The 14723-nt window shown below is 63.1% G+C and carries 15 protein-coding genes; 10 read left to right on the forward strand and 5 right to left on the reverse strand.

From position 1 onward, the window contains the following. Nucleotides 1-33 precede the first annotated feature (33 nt). Nucleotides 34-597, forward strand: a complete 564-nt coding sequence (locus tag ACLKMW_RS11450; protein ID WP_415724594.1) for a hypothetical protein — start codon at nucleotides 34-36, stop codon at nucleotides 595-597. A 24-nt stretch (nucleotides 598-621) separates the two neighbouring features. Here ACLKMW_RS11450 and ACLKMW_RS11455 read toward each other — a convergent pair whose 3' ends face one another. The 3 genes from ACLKMW_RS11455 to ACLKMW_RS11465 form a co-directional block, all read right to left on the reverse strand. After that, nucleotides 622-885 (reverse strand): hypothetical protein, encoded by a 264-nt coding sequence (locus tag ACLKMW_RS11455; protein ID WP_415724595.1) that lies wholly within the window; start codon nucleotides 883-885, stop codon nucleotides 622-624. Nucleotides 886-984: 99 nt separating this feature from the next. Beyond that, nucleotides 985-2370 carry a UDP-glucose dehydrogenase family protein gene (locus tag ACLKMW_RS11460; RefSeq protein ID WP_415724596.1) on the reverse strand — a complete coding sequence of 462 codons (1386 nt, stop codon included), beginning with the start codon at nucleotides 2368-2370 and terminating at the stop codon, nucleotides 985-987. Nucleotides 2371-2499: 129 nt separating this feature from the next. Next, the gene (locus ACLKMW_RS11465) at nucleotides 2500-3063 is read right to left on the reverse strand and encodes a DUF1003 domain-containing protein (protein ID WP_415724597.1); all 564 of its coding nucleotides are present in this window, start codon (nucleotides 3061-3063) and stop codon (nucleotides 2500-2502) included. A gap of 153 nt (nucleotides 3064-3216) precedes the next feature. Between ACLKMW_RS11465 and ACLKMW_RS11470 the strand changes: the two genes are divergently transcribed. The 9 genes from ACLKMW_RS11470 (at nucleotide 3217) to ACLKMW_RS11510 (ending at nucleotide 12396) form a co-directional block, all read left to right on the forward strand. Continuing rightward, complete coding sequence (locus ACLKMW_RS11470; RefSeq protein WP_415724598.1) at nucleotides 3217-4323, forward strand: NAD-dependent epimerase/dehydratase family protein; 1107 nt, start codon at nucleotides 3217-3219, stop codon at nucleotides 4321-4323. Then, the gene (locus ACLKMW_RS11475) at nucleotides 4320-5426 is read left to right on the forward strand and encodes an SDR family NAD(P)-dependent oxidoreductase (RefSeq protein WP_415724599.1); all 1107 of its coding nucleotides are present in this window, start codon (nucleotides 4320-4322) and stop codon (nucleotides 5424-5426) included. Before ACLKMW_RS11470 ends, ACLKMW_RS11475 begins: the two co-directional genes overlap by 4 nt. Next, nucleotides 5423-6715, forward strand: coding sequence for a TIGR04295 family B12-binding domain-containing radical SAM protein (locus tag ACLKMW_RS11480; RefSeq protein WP_415724600.1), 1293 nt, complete (start codon nucleotides 5423-5425; stop codon nucleotides 6713-6715). Before ACLKMW_RS11475 ends, ACLKMW_RS11480 begins: the two co-directional genes overlap by 4 nt. Then, the gene (locus tag ACLKMW_RS11485) at nucleotides 6700-7815 is read left to right on the forward strand and encodes a glycosyltransferase family 4 protein (RefSeq protein ID WP_415724601.1); all 1116 of its coding nucleotides are present in this window, start codon (nucleotides 6700-6702) and stop codon (nucleotides 7813-7815) included. The genes ACLKMW_RS11480 and ACLKMW_RS11485 overlap by 16 nt, the downstream gene beginning before the upstream one ends. A gap of 2 nt (nucleotides 7816-7817) precedes the next feature. Beyond that, nucleotides 7818-8948: a CgeB family protein gene (locus tag ACLKMW_RS11490; RefSeq protein ID WP_415724602.1), complete on the forward strand. Its 1131-nt coding sequence runs from the start codon at nucleotides 7818-7820 to the stop codon at nucleotides 8946-8948. Further along, a complete protein-coding gene (locus tag ACLKMW_RS11495) occupies nucleotides 8945-10039 on the forward strand; it encodes a CgeB family protein (protein ID WP_415724603.1) in 1095 nt (364 codons plus the stop codon). Before ACLKMW_RS11490 ends, ACLKMW_RS11495 begins: the two co-directional genes overlap by 4 nt. Continuing rightward, nucleotides 10036-11169 (forward strand): CgeB family protein, encoded by a 1134-nt coding sequence (locus ACLKMW_RS11500; RefSeq protein WP_415724604.1) that lies wholly within the window; start codon nucleotides 10036-10038, stop codon nucleotides 11167-11169. The genes ACLKMW_RS11495 and ACLKMW_RS11500 overlap by 4 nt, the downstream gene beginning before the upstream one ends. Beyond that, complete coding sequence (locus ACLKMW_RS11505) at nucleotides 11144-12151, forward strand: UDP-glucuronic acid decarboxylase family protein (protein ID WP_415724605.1); 1008 nt, start codon at nucleotides 11144-11146, stop codon at nucleotides 12149-12151. Before ACLKMW_RS11500 ends, ACLKMW_RS11505 begins: the two co-directional genes overlap by 26 nt. Before the next feature lie 68 nt (nucleotides 12152-12219). After that, a complete protein-coding gene (locus ACLKMW_RS11510) occupies nucleotides 12220-12396 on the forward strand; it encodes a hypothetical protein (RefSeq protein ID WP_415724606.1) in 177 nt (58 codons plus the stop codon). Between the two features lie 5 nt (nucleotides 12397-12401). Here the strand turns inward: ACLKMW_RS11510 and ACLKMW_RS11515 are convergent, their stop codons facing one another. Together ACLKMW_RS11515 and ACLKMW_RS11520 are read right to left on the reverse strand one after the other, a co-directional pair. Beyond that, a complete protein-coding gene (locus ACLKMW_RS11515; protein WP_415724607.1) occupies nucleotides 12402-12779 on the reverse strand; it encodes a hypothetical protein in 378 nt (125 codons plus the stop codon). Nucleotides 12780-12888: 109 nt separating this feature from the next. Next, nucleotides 12889-14634: a hypothetical protein gene (locus ACLKMW_RS11520; protein ID WP_415724608.1), complete on the reverse strand. Its 1746-nt coding sequence runs from the start codon at nucleotides 14632-14634 to the stop codon at nucleotides 12889-12891. Nucleotides 14635-14723: the final 89 nt, after the last annotated feature.

The raw sequence follows: 14723 nt of genomic DNA on the forward strand, positions 1-14723 counted from the left end.
GGTTCGCCGTCTTTGTCAGGAAAGGTGATCACCATGGCCGCCAAACAAGGATCGCAACAAATCGCGAAATGGCCCGAGGAATCCCGCGAAGCCGCGCAACTTGTCATCCACCAATACGGCGAACCGGACGAAGCGAGCGAGACGCAACTGACGTGGCATCGACCCGGTCCGTGGAAACGGATCGTCGCGTCGAAAGCCTTCTTTCAGCACGACTTCCCCGCGCCGCACCAGGACTCCGTCGAATCCGTAATCGACTATCGGGTTCCGCCTGAAAAGTTCACGCAATTGGCCGAGTTTGACGGCAGCGTGATCGTCGAGCGCACCGCCGGAGAGGTTTCGGCCCGCTGTCACGACGAGCAGGCGAATTTCCTGGCGCTGAACCTCATGCATGACATCGTCACCGGGGCGAAAAGCGTTCAGCAGGCCAGAGACTACTATGCCAAGGAATTTGCCGATTTCCGGCGAAAGAAGCCGACGCCCTACATGGAAAAACTTCACTTTTCGCCCGGTGACGGCGACACCGCCGATCCCGACATTCGTCAGCTATCCGACGAGGATCTCGAGCAAGCCAAGCGGGAAGGCCAGCAACGCGGCTAGTGCGGACCGATCACGATCCGATCGCTAGTCGCGCCGAACGAACTTGTTGAAGCGGCTGGTGCCGCCATCCTGGGTTGTGTCCTGATAGAGGAATGCCAGGTCGTTTTCCTCGAAAATCTCGAAAAAGCGCTCCCAGCTTATTTCTTCCAGGCTTTCTTCAGGCTCGCCGAAATCAAACCTCAGAATGCCGCCTTCTTTAGCGTCGCCAACGCGCGATGGCTTTCCGCCGCGCTTCTCCGCCCAACGGCGAATTTCGTCATGGTCGGTGGTCGTCTTCGAAGCTGTCATGGTTCTCGCTCGCTGCTCTCGCCCGCCGCCTTCCACGTTCTGAACCCTGCTTGCCGACCATTGTTCCGCTGCGGGACATAAATTGTCTCGGCAGGTTCATCAAAGCCGCGACGGGGCACCGAGCGCCAGCTTCCGCTTCTTTCCGCCCCGCGCCACGATCGCGGCACCGACCGGCAGCTTCGATGCAGGCCGCCCGAGGCAGACATATCGCAGCCCATGCCGGGTCACCTCGCCCGGAGTGAACAGATTTCGATAGTCGACCAGCGTTTTTCCCTTCATGAGCGCCGACATCTCCCGCAGGTCGAGCGACCTGTACTGGTCCCATTCGGTCAAAACCAGCACCACATCGGCGCCGCGACTTGCGCTATAGGGGCAGTCGAAAAAGCTGACATTTTGAAGCCGCAGCCTTGCGGCGGCCATGGCCTGCGGATCGTGGGCCCTGACAGTCACGCCGGCACCCTGAAGGATCGGGATCATAGTGAGCGCGGGCGCTTCACGCACATCGTCGGTGTTGGCCTTGAATGCCAGTCCGAGAATGGTGATGCTCGCGCCTTGTGGCCTGTCGCCGAGTTCGGACAGCACCCGCCGCGCCAGCGCGATCTTGCGGCGCTCATTCTCCAGGATCAGCGTTTCGATCAGCGCTTGCGGTGCCTGATATTTCCGTCCGGCAGCGGCAAAGGCGCGTGTGTCCTTGGGAAAGCAGGAGCCGCCAAAGCCCGGTCCCGGCGAGAGGAAATCCTTGCCGATGCGCTTGTCGAGGCCGATGCCCCTGGCCACGGCCTCGATCTCGCCGCCGACCTTCTCGCAGAGATTGGCGACGTCATTGATGAAGCCGATTTTCAGCGCAAGAAAAGCGTTGGCGGCCTGCTTGACCAGTTCGGCATTGGCCGTGCCTGTAAGGATGATCGGCACCCCGCGTTCGGCCAGGGGCTGGTAGAGGTCTTCGAGGCGGGCCGAGGCGCGCCGATCGTCGGCGCCGATTACGATTCGATCCGGATGGAGAAAATCCTGGATGGCCGAACCCTCGCGCAGGAACTCCGGATTGGAGGCGACCGAGAAGTCGAGCCCGGCGCGCCCATCGGCGATTATTTCGCGCAGCCGTCTGCAGGTACCGACGGCGACGGTGGATTTTACCACCACCACCGCGTTAGGCTTCAGAACCGGCGCAATGTTGCTGGCCGCCGTTTCGATATAGGACACGTCGGCATCACCATCGACGCGCGCCGGCGTTCCGACGGCCAGAAAAACTGCATCCGCCTCGGCTGCGGCCGATGCGCCACGCTTGGAAAAATGCAGACGGCCCGCCGTGCGGTTTCGCGCGATCAGCTCCTCGAGGCCGGGTTCATAGATCGGCATCTCACCGCGGTTGAGCGCATCGATCCTGGCCGCGTCAACGTCCACGCAGATGACCGAATGTCCGATTTCAGCAAGGCAGGCGCCGGTGGTGAGACCCACATAACCGGCTCCGATCATTACGACTTGCATGGCATTTCCTGTTACTAATCAATATGACCAGGGTTCTGGAAACGCCCGCCTAACTATCGGCATCCGCGTCTGTTCCGCAGGGATCAACAAACCTTTCTGACCGCCCGGGAAGATGACCGGACTTGCCCTTCAACCGCGCGACGGGCCGGATTTCTCGATCTCGTCGAGCACCGCTTCCGGCGCCGCATTCTTTTGCAGGTCGTCCATTTCGTTCTCGACGCCGGTGGCGATGTTCAGGTGGGCGGCGATGGCCGAGATCATGGTGATGATCTTCGTCGCCTCGTGTTCGGCAAGGAGGCTGATCTGGAGGTCGAGATCGGCGCGCTTGTCATCGGCGGCAACCATCCTGTTCTGGCTGATCAGGACGAAGCTGGTTAGAAAGATGGCTTCGACGGAAGCCGCCATGGCCAGGACGACGAACGAGGGGTCCCACGGCCTCACCAAGGGGACCCATCCCAGATTGGCGGCAATCCAGAAACCGACGATGACGATGTGCAGGTAGACGAACTTCATGCTGCCGGCGAAATTGGTGATGATCGACGCGAGGCGATCCTCGAATCCGGCTAATTCCGTCTCGGCTTTCCGGCGGCGTACCATCGCCTGAATATTGCGTTCGAGCACCACCGCCAGCCTTTCTTCTTCGGTGCGGGCGGCGGTTGGCGCTTCGGCGTCTGCTCGGTCTTGCTCCGTCATGACCATGCGTCCTCCGCGTTGCGCTTTCTAACTGACGAGACGGCGGTCTGTTCATTGCAAGGCTCCGCGTGCCCGAACGGCAGGGGGAACAATTCAGCAGCTACTTAGTTGGGGTCGCCGAATTGGGGTCGGATTTGGACATCAGGAGCGCGCGTGAGAAAGATACTAGTCACCGGAGGCTGCGGCTTTATCGGGCGCTGCGTCACGAAAGAACTTCTGGCAAATGGATACGAGATACGTGTCCTCGACAACCTCGTCCAGCAGGTGCATGGCGAGGATGGCGTGTCCGTTCCGGCAGGTGTCGAATTGGTGAAGGCTGATATCCGCGATGCGGGAGCGGTGGCTGGCGCGCTGGAAGACATCGAAGCGGTCGTCCATCTCGCCGCCGAAGTGGGCGTTGGTCAATCAATGTATGAGATCGCCCGCTATGTCGGAGCGAACGAACTCGGCACCGCAGTCCTGCTCCAGGAAATGATCGGCCGACCGGTCCGGCGCATCGTAGTCGCCTCGTCCATGAGCGTTTACGGCGAGGGGCTCTACGCCCGCCCGGATGGCAGCCATCTCGGAAATGTCCGGCGCTCTTTCGCGCAGATCAGGGCCGGCCAGTGGGACCCAGTCACCGAAGACGGTCAGCCTCTTTTGCCGGTCGCCACCAGCGAAGACAAGCCGGTCGATCTCGCATCGATCTATGCGCTGACCAAATATGCGCAGGAACGCGCCGTCCTCATCTTCGGCGAGGCTTACGGGATCGAGGCGGTGGCGCTGCGGCTGTTCAACGTTTTCGGCCCAGGCCAGGCTCTTTCCAATCCCTACACGGGCGTGCTGGCCAATTTTGGCTCGCGGCTCGCCAATGGCCAGCGGCCGACGATCTTCGAGGACGGCGAACAGCGCCGCGACTTCGTACATGTCAGGGATGTGGCGCGTGCCTTTCGCCTCGCGCTTGAGCAGCCGCATGCGCCCGGCCACGTAGTCAATATCGGCAGCGGTCAGGCTTACACCATCTCGCAAGTGGCCAGGCTGCTGGCGCAAGCCATGGGCGTACCCGAAATCGAGCCGGAGTCTCTCGGCAAGGCGCGATCGGGCGACATTCGCAACTGCTTCGCCGACATTTCCCGCGCCAGGGAACTCCTGGGCTTTTCCCCACAGCTAAGGCTGGAAAACTCGGTGGACGAGCTGGCCGAATGGATAGGAGCGGCCGGGGCGGTGGACCGCGGTTTTGAAATGAGACGCAATCTGGAAGAACGGGGACTGGTGTTGTGAGACGTGCGAACGGCAATTTGCCCGCGCCGGCAGTGGCGCGCGGCACCTCGCCGATCCTGATCACGGGGGGCAGCGGCTTTATCGGCTCGAACCTCGCCGCCCGTTTTCTCGCCGATGGCGAGGAGGTGATCGTCCTCGACAATCTCAGCCGTGCGGGCGTTGCGCAGAATCTCGCCTGGTTGCGCGAAAACCATGGCGACAGAGTACACCTGCTTCAAGCCGACATTCGCGACCTTGAAGCGATACGGCCTGCCTTCAGCGATGCTCGGGCTGTCTTCCATTTCGCCGCTCAGACCGCGGTCACCACCAGCTTGGCTGAGCCGGTCGAGGATTTTGAAGTCAATGGTCGCGGAACGCTGAACGTGCTCGAGGCGGCGCGCCACAGCGGCCGGCGCATGCCGGTGATCTTCGCCAGCACCAACAAGGTCTACGGCAATCTGGACGATCTTTCCATGGTCGAGGCTGGCGACCGCTACGTGCCGGCCGATGACGCCATGCGCAGATATGGCATTGATGAAACGCGCGGGCTCGATTTCTGCAGCCCCTATGGCTGCTCCAAGGGTGTCGCCGACCAATATGTGCTCGACTACGCCAAATCCTACCGGCTGCCGACCGCGGTGCTGCGCATGAGCTGCATCTACGGTCCGCGCCAGTTCGGCACGGAAGACCAGGGCTGGGTAGCACATTTCCTTATCCGGGCTCTTCGCCACCAGGCGATCTCCATCTTCGGCGATGGCAAGCAGGTGCGCGACATACTGCATGTCGACGATGCGGTGGCCGCCTATCGGGCGGTGCTGTGCCAAATCGATCGGGTGCAGGGCCAGGCTTTCAATCTCGGCGGCGGCGCGAGCAATGCCGTGAGCTTGCGCGGCCTGTTGCGGGAGATCGCGCGCATAACCGGCAAGGACGTGCCGATAAGCTATGGCGACTGGCGCAGGGGCGATCAGCTCTATTTCGTCGCCGACACCCGCCGACTGCAGACGGCCCTTGGCTGGCGCCCGACGGTCGGCTGGCGTGAGGGCCTGCGCGACCTCGCCCTCTGGCTTGCCGAGTACCGCTCGTCCGAGCAGGCGGAAATTCCGGAGCGGAGGATAACCGCGTGAAAATAGCGCTTGTAAATCCCTGCTGGAGCTATGAGGGCAGCATTTATTTCGGCTGCCGTCACGAACACCTGCCGCTCGAGCTCGGCTACGCCGCGGCGCTGTTGCAGGATCAGGGACACAAGGCGCTGATGCTCGACGGCCTGCTGCAAAAGCTCGACAATGATGCGCTTGCCGAGCGGGTCGCCGGCTTCGATCCGGACATGACGGTGGTTACGACCGCACCGACCTACCTGTTCTGGCGCTGCGCACCGCCGGAACTGCGCGTGCCGGCCGAATTCCTGAATGCGCTCGGCAATCGCGGCGGTGCGACGGTCGCTGTCGGGCCGCATGGCTCGGCCACGCCTGCCACCACGCTCCGTAAGCTCGGCGTCGACCTCGTGGTGCGCGGCGAATGCGAGGAGATCATAGCTCGCCTTGCCGAGTCGGAGGACTGGCGCGCCATTCCCTCGACCGCTCATCTCGATGATGGCGAGCTCGTCTGCAATGGCGGCAATCACGCCAGCGCCTTTGTCGACCATAAGCCGCTCGAATGGCCTGCTGATTGGCTCGCCAATCATTGGCACCATCATCATCGTTTCGATGAAAACCGCCGGGGATACGGTGCCGAGGTCGAGGCTTCGCGCGGCTGCCCATATGATTGCAGCTTCTGTGCGAAGATCGATTTCCGCGATGCATATCGCCGGCGCAATCACGACGCCATCGTCGCGGAGATAGACCGTCTCATCGATCAAGGCGTCGGCTACATCTACTTCATCGACGAGATTTTCCTGCCGCAGAAGGCGTTGCTGGAGGCCCTGGTCGATCGCGACGTGCAGTTCGGCGTCCAGACCCGCATCGATCTCTGGAAGCCGGAACTGCTCGAATTGCTCGGTGCCGCTGGCTGCGTTTCCGTCGAGGCGGGTCTTGAAAGTCTGACGGTCGAAGGCCGCGAAATGCTGGCGAAGCGCTGCCGGCTCGACACCGAAGCGCTGGCCGAGCTGCTGATCAAGACGCGCCGCCACGTGCCTTTCGTCCAGGCCAATCTGATCGGCGTCGTGACCGACGACAAGTCTCTTGTCGACTATTGGCGCGATCGCCTGATCTCGAACGGCGTGTGGGCCAACGAGCCGGTGCCGCTTTATCCCTATCCGAGCTCGCCGCATTACCGGCGGCTTTGGGGCGAGCCGGACGATCGCGCCTGGGAGCGCGCCCACGAACATTATCTGGCATCGTTCCAAAGCTTCAGCGACCTGCAGGACAAGCAACCGCTGCCCCTGCCGGTATTGGAGGACGCGTGCTGCAACGCCTGAGCGCCCCCCGCCGCATCCTGATGACGCTCGACGCTGTCGGCGGGGTCTGGCGCTATGCAATGAATGTAGCGGCGGGGTTGCGAGATGTCGGCATCGAGACCGTCTTCGCCGGTCTCGGTCCGGCTTCTTCCATAGAGCAGCGGCGGGAAGCCGAGCAGCTTGGCGATCTCGTTTGGATCGAAGCGCCGCTCGACTGGACTGCAAGTGCCGAGAGCGAGTTGAGGGATGTGCCTGAACTCATCGCGGCGCTCGCAAGCGAGAAAAAGGCGGATCTTCTCCATCTCAACCTGCCGTCACAGGCTTGGCGCATGCATGCGTCCTGTCCGGTGGTCGTCGTTTCCCATTCCTGCGTGGTCACCTGGTTCCATGGCGTACGTGGCGAGGCGGTGCCGTCGGCATGGGCATGGCACGAAAAGCTCAATCGCGCCGGTTTCGAAAATGCCGATGCGGTGGTGGCGCCAAGCCGCAGCCACGCCGACATGCTTTTGGCCTGCTATGGCGCCATTCACGGTCTTTCCGTCGTGCCCAATGCAATTGCCACATGCCCGTTTGCCGCGAGCAAGCAAGATTACGTATTCGCGGTCGGCCGGTGGTGGGACGAGGGCAAGAACGGGCGGGTTCTCGATTGCGCGGCGCGGGAAATGAAATTGCCGGTGCGGATGGTGGGCCCGACGACCGGCCCGAACGGACAGTCGGTCGAGATCAGCCATGCTGAGAAACTCGGTGAATTGCCCAATCAGGCGGTGCGCCGGCTGATGGGCCGCGCCGCGATCTTTGTCTCGCCCAGCGTCTATGAGCCTTTCGGCCTGGCGGCGCTCGAGGCGGCGCAGGCCGAGGCCGCGCTCGTGCTTTCCGACATTCCGACCTATCGCGAATTCTGGGATGGAGCCGCTCTCTTTGCCGATCCCGGCGAGCCGGAAGGATTCGCCGACGCGGTGAACCGTCTGGCCCGGGACGCTGCGCTTCGCAGCGCGCTTGCTTCAAGGGCGAGCGCCAGGATGAGGCGCTTTTCGCCGCAAACCCAGGCGCGCGCTTTGCTGGACGTCTACACAAGCGCCGCCGCTCGGGCTTCGAGGCAGCGGGCCGAGGTTATGGTGTAGCCATGCGCTTTCTCCTGTACACACATTCTCTGGTCTCGGATTGGAACCACGGCAACGCGCACTTCCTGAGAGGCGTGATGCGCGAACTGATCGCACGCGGCCACGACGCCATTGCGCTGGAGCCTGAACATGGCTGGAGCCGGCGCCATCTCGTCGCGCAGAATGGCAGCGTCGCGACTGAGCGTTTCGAGCGTGATTTTCCGACCTTGCGTACTCAGGTCTATGACGAGGATTTCGACCATGAAGCGGCGCTGGCCGTCGCCGACGTGGTGATCGTGCATGAGTGGATCGAGCCCGAACTGGTCGCCCGGATCGGCCGGGCACGGCGGGAAGGCGGCGCCTTCACCCTCTTCTTTCACGACACACACCATCGCGCGGTGACGGCGACAAGCGATATCGCCGATCTGATGTTGCAGGACTATGACGGCATTCTGGCCTTCGGGGAAACGCTGCGGCAGCGCTATGTCGATGCCGGATGGGGTCCGCGGGCCTTCACCTGGCATGAGGCCGCTGACGATCGCCTGTTTCGTCCCTTGCCCGAGGTCGAGAAGACCGGCGACCTGGTGTGGATCGGCAATTGGGGCGACGAGGAACGCAGCGCCGAGATTGGCGCTTTCCTGATCGAGCCGGCACGCCGTTTGTGCATCGATGGCACCGTGTACGGCGTACGCTATCCCGACCAGGCCTTGATCGCGCTGGACGAGGCCGGCTTGCGCTATCGCGGCTGGATCGCGAATGCGGATGTACCGCATGCGTTCGCCGGGCATCGGGTGACGATCCATGTGCCGCGTCGTCCCTATCTGGATTCGCTGCGCGGCATTCCGACAATCCGCGTCTTCGAAGCTTTGGCTTGCGGTATTCCGCTGATTTCAGCGCCCTGGGATGATGCGGAAAACCTGTTCCGTCCCGGTAAGGATTTCCTCTTTGCGCAGGATAGCGACGAGATGACCGGCCTTCTGGCTCAGGTCCTGAACGATGCCGACCGCGCCGCCGAACTCGCTGCTTCGGGACTCGAAATCATCAGGACGCGTCACACCTGCCGACACCGTGTCGACGAGCTTTTCTCCATTCTCGCGGCGTGTGGAACGGCCCGCGTTCTCGACCAGCTAATACCCATGGAGGCCGCACAGTGAGGATCGCTTTCTATGGTTCCAGCCTGCTGTCATCCTATTGGAACGGAGCCGCGACCTATTATCGAGGCCTGCTGCGGGCGCTCGCCGGATTGGGCTACGACATCACCTTCTACGAGCCGAATGTCTATGACAGGCAGGCGAACCGGGACATCGATCCGCCGGACTGGTGCAAGGTCGTGGTTTATGACGGCACCGTCGAGGCCGTGAAGGCGACCGCGCTCGAGGCGGCAAGTGCTGATATCGTGGTGAAGGCCAGCGGGGTCGGCTTCGAGGATGACGCCCTTCTCGATGCGGTGCTGATCGCCGCTCGGCCGCAGGCACTGAAGGTCTTCTGGGATGTCGACGCGCCGGCGACGCTGGCGGAGTTGCGGGAGCGATCGGATCATCCGCTTCACCGCGCACTCAAGCGCATCGATCTGGTGCTGACCTATGGCGGCGGCGCACCGGTGGTCGAAGCCTATCGTGAAATGGGGGCGGCGGACTGCATTCCGATCTACAACGCGCTGGACCCGGAAACTCACCATCCCGTGCGGTCGGATGCGCGCTTTTCCGCCGACCTTGCCTTTCTTGGCAACCGCTTGCCGGACCGCGAGGAGCGCGTCGATTCCTTCTTCTTCGAGCCAGCCGCCTATCTGCCGCGGCTTTCCTTCCTGCTCGGCGGTTCGGGCTGGGCCGACAAGCCTATGTCCGGCAATATCCATTATATCGGCCATGTGCCGACCCGCGACCACAATGCCTTCAACGTCAGTCCGAGGGCTGTCCTCAACATCAGCCGGGCCAGCATGGCGCTGAACGGCTTTTCGCCGGCCACCCGCGTGTTCGAGGCAGCCGGGGCCGGCGCCTGCCTGATCACCGATGCCTGGATCGGCCTCGAGCAATTCCTGGCCGAAGGCGAGGAAGTTCTGGTGGCCCGCGACGGCAAGGACGTCGCCGCGTTGCTTCAGGAACTGACCGACGCACGGGCGCGGGAAATCGGCCGGAACGCGCTCCGCCGTGTGCTTCGAGACCATACCTACGCGCAGCGCGCCGCTGAAACCGATCGGATTTTCCGGCGGTTTGTGCGCACGCCTGCCGTGGAGGCGGCCGAATGAGCGACCTCCCGCTGGACATCGTGGTCGTCGGCCTCTCGCTTTCCTCATCCTGGGGCAACGGGCATGCAACGACATTTCGAGGGTTGTTACGCGGCCTGGATGCGCTCGGCCATCGGGTCTTGTTCCTGGAGCGCGACGTGCCCTGGTATGCGCGACATCGCGATCTGGCCATGCCGGACTTCTGCGAGCTGGCTTATTACGACGGGGTCGACGATTTGCGCGAGCGCCTCGCCGGGCGCGTGTCCGGCGCGGACGCGGTGATCGTCGGCTCCTTCGTGCCGGAGGGCGTCGCAATCATCGACATGATCGCGAGCCTGCGGCCCGCCTGCCTCTGCTTCTACGACATCGATACGCCGGTCACGCTGGCGAAGCTTGCTCGGCGCGACGAGGAATATTTGGCCGGCCGGCAGATTGGGCTGTTCGACATCTATTTCTCCTTTACCGGCGGGCCGGTGCTGCAGCGCTTGCAGGACTGCCACGGTGCGCGTCGCGCCGCCGCCCTTTACTGTTCCGTCGATGCCTCGCGCTATCGCCCGACAGGCGAGCCGGTCCGATGGGACCTTGGCTATCTCGGCACATACAGCGCCGACCGGCAAAAGACGCTGGAGCAGTTTCTGATCGAACCGGCGCGGCTGTTGCCGCAAATGCATTTCGTCGTCGCCGGCCCGCAATACCCGTCCGGCATCGATTGGCCGGCCAATGTCGAGCGGATCGAACACCTGCCGCCGAAGGATCATCCATCTTTCTATAGCCGGCAGCGTTTCACGCTCAACGTCACCCGCGCCGACATGATTGCCGCCGGCTGGTCGCCCAGTGTCCGGTTGTTCGAGGCTGCTGCTTGCGGAGCGCCGATCATTTCCGATTTCTGGGAAGGGCTCGGCACGCTTCTGCCTGAAGGCGAAGCGTTGCTGGTGGCCCGCACAACCGACGATGTCGTGCGACTGCTGACCTCCATGCCCGAAGACCGGCGCAAGGCGATGGCCACTGCCGCCCGGGAGCGTGTGTTGAGCTCCCATACCGGGGATATGCGCGCGGCTCAGCTGATCGGGCATCTGCGGAAAGTCCGCGATGGGGGCAAGGCGATCAAAACCGAGGATCATGCATATGCTGACACGCACGACGCAGCGTGAAAAAACCGTGCTTGTTGCCGGTGGTGCCGGTTTCGTCGGCTCGCATCTTTGCGAGGCGCTCCTTCAGGCCGGCCGCAACGTCATCAGCGTCGACAACTACCTGACCGGCCTCCAGCGAAACATTGCGGACCTACGCGGCTTTGCCCGCTTCACCTCAATCGCTCACGACATCTGCGATCCGCTGGAAATCGATGGACCGATTGACGCGATCTATAATCTCGCCTGTGCCGCGTCGCCACCTGCCTACCAGGCCGATCCGGTCCACACGATGATGACGAACGTGCTCGGCACCAAGACGCTCCTCGATCTTGCCGAACGCCATGGCGCCACTTTCGTGCAGGCTTCGACCAGCGAAGTCTATGGCGATCCCGAACAGCACCCGCAGCGGGAGGACTATCGAGGCCATGTCAACTGCACCGGCCCGCGCGCCTGCTACGATGAGGGCAAGCGTGCGGCTGAAGCTCTTTGCTTCGACTTCCTGCGGGCCGGACGAGCCGATGCCCGCGTGGCGCGGATATTCAACACCTACGGCCCGCGCATGCGGCCCGACGACGGGCGCATCGTCTCCAATCTCATCGTCCAGGCGCTCAAATCCGAGCCGCTGACCATCTACGGGAGCGGCCAGCAGACGCGCTCCTTCTGCTATGTGTCCGATCTGGTGCGCGGCCTCATGGCATTGATGGATGCCTCGGCTAATCCGGAAATGCCGATCAATCTCGGCAACCCGGCGGAGTTCACCATCAACGAACTGGCAGACAAAGTGGTCGCGCTCGTCCCGACCGGGTCGCCACGGCTCTACAGGCCGCTGCCCTGCGATGATCCGCAACGCCGGCGTCCCGACATCAGCCGTGCCAGGAAGACGCTCGGCTGGGCGCCGGACGTGACCTTGGCGGAAGGGTTGCCAAGGACCATCGACTGGTTCGCCTCCGTGATTTCCAGGCCCGCCCGTCCGGCGGGAATGGCCAGGCAGTCGGCGCGCTGAGGCTCAAAAGCCATCCTTTCGGAACAAACCGCCAGGGCGCGCGGTTTGACCGCGACGAGAGGTGCATCATGGAAAAGATCGAGGAAATCGACGCGATGTGCGAACGACAGAAGGAGGATTTCCTTCGCCGCTCTTCACTGACCTATCTTGAGTGCTGCATAAGCCTGATGCTCACCCATATGAGCGTCGAGGAGGTAGCCGCCATCCTCGAGCGGCAGGCCGAAACACTCCGTGAATTGGACTAGTCGGCTCAGAAGCTGCGTGGCGGCACGAACAGGCAGATAGTGCGACCGTCGTCGGCACCGTCGGCCGAACACCAGTGATATTCGCCGTCCGGCGAATCTTTCACCCGCCCGTCCTTATAGGACAGGACCTCGCCAGTACCGATGATGACATAGCCTTCCGGCCGTTCCGAAATGGCCTTGTGCGCAACCTCGCGGCAATCCTGATTGGAACAGCAGTTCAGCGGATAGGCCCAGCCGGAGGGCGCCTGATGGGCGCGTGCCGGCGGGGAGCCCGCCAGCGCCAAGGCGACGGCTGATGGCAGCAGCAGGAAGAACACCTTCGCACCCCGGGACTGCAATGAAAACGTGGATCGAAAAAGAAGATGAAGGCTCTCGCGCAACATTGTAGGTCTCCTTCTGCCTCAAACATTTGCAGCGGAGCCATGTTCCCGCGCCCAGGGCAGGCTTGTTCAACAATTGTGCCGATCGGACATGAAGGGTGTAGGGTCCTGCTTAGCCGTCAAGGAAGCCGGCGAGCCGGAGCTGATATCGGCGACTGGCCGTCGTCGTTCTGGCAGTTTCTGCGGAATTGAGGCCGCCTGCGAGTGTCCAAAGGCCCATTTGGAAGGCCAGATAGCAAGGGGTCATCACCGTCACCAAACCACGCTCCACTGTCCGCCCGCTCTGTCGTTCGACAAGTTGGCAGAGCCGTGCAAGTTCGGCCGGCGACAGATCGTGCTCGACCGCCGCTCCGGCGATATCCCAGGCGATATCCTGGCAGCCGACGAGATCGTGAGCCGAGCTGTGATCGAGCCCATCCACCTTCATGAGCCGGCCATCGCGCAGCCGCAGCCATTCCCAGGCATGCAGGCGGTTGTCGCTGTCGATCCTGTGAATTGAAAGATCGCCGGCAGCGCCGATGCGCCCGAAGAAAAGATTGAGCTGATCCGCGCGGTGGCCGCCGAGGGCCTGTTCTGTGTTGTGGCAAGCCATTTCGAACAGCGCCTGCAGACTGGCACCGCCATTGGCGGCGTCGAAGCCGGCACGCAGGCCAAGATACCGCCCAAGGCTGTCGATCAGCTGGTTCTTGTCGCATGTCCCAACCTCCAGCGCCGCGCCCTCGACCCAATGCTGGACAAGGAAGCCGTGGCAGAGGCCGGCGACTTCGGGCGCGAAGCCGGCCCGATGCAGCCTATGTGCCTTGTGCAGCTTGCGCTCACCCTCCGCACCGAGCCCGGAGAACTTGGCAAGCCATTGCTTCCCGCCGGCGCGAGCCAGAAATTTACGGCGTTCCAATCGCGGGTCGGCCGGCGGCCACAGGTGCTCGCCGCGATAGCGCAGATGCCGCCACGCGCCGCCGGAAATGTCCTGCAGCGGCTCGTCGAGCGGACCTATGAGATCGGTAATCCAGGTCTCCAGCCGATGTTCGCGGCTCGGCGATTGGGTCAGCGCTTCGTCGAACTCCACGACGTGGCGATGGCCGTGCGACCAGCGCCGGCGGTTCTCAGGGCTGGCCTGCGCGCCCGGACTTCCGCTGTGGCTGGGAAAGAAATGGATGCGCCGACCGGCAACGCCACGGCTTTCCAGCCAGTCGGCGACCGCGGCAAAAGAACTTCCCGACAGGCCGGGGCCTTCGTCGACAATGGCGAAATCGCGCGTCGTGATTGCCGTCAGTTCCGTGGCGAGTTCGGGTCCGATGCTTACCTTGCGTCGAAACGGGTGGCCTGTCGGGCGCAGCGTAACGGGCCGCCTTGCACCGAGCGCGGTTGCCACCATGGCGGCGAGGCCGGTGCCGATGCTGCGGATGCCGATGACGCAACAGTCCGAGCCGAGCGCCGAGGCTATCGCCGCGTCCAGGTAGGTCTCCGGATAGAGTGCGTAGAAGGCGTAGCCCTCCGGCCTCCTGACATCGAGAAGGCCGGAATAATCGAGTGCTTGCAGCAGTAGGCCGGCGGATGCCGGCACGGTCACCGGAGTGTGGAAACCGTCGCGCCATGACTGCTTGATTGCCGAGGCGATCGAAAGCAGCAGGCGGGCGCCGATCTCCTGCCGATGCGAGCCGGCGTCGAAGCCGCGCTCCTTGAACTCGGCGTCGGCTATCGCCTGCACGAACGCGCCGGCCTCGATGAAGGCCCCGACCAGGGCGGCGTGGCGTTGCAGGCCGGGGGTCATCACCTCGATTTTGTTCAACGCCTCGGCAAGCGAGAGCCGCAGCGCTGAAGCGTTTTCCGTGCGTTCGATGTCGCCGTACACCAGCATGGTTTAGTCCCTACGGTTGTCGGATCCCGAACCCGGTCGAAGCGAAATTGATCCGTAGCCGGTGCCCGACGGAACCCCTGGGCAGCAAA

The sequence above is a fragment of the Borborobacter xinjiangensis genome (genome assembly GCF_047739745.1).
Classification (GTDB): Bacteria; Pseudomonadota; Alphaproteobacteria; order Rhizobiales; family Rhizobiaceae; genus Pseudaminobacter.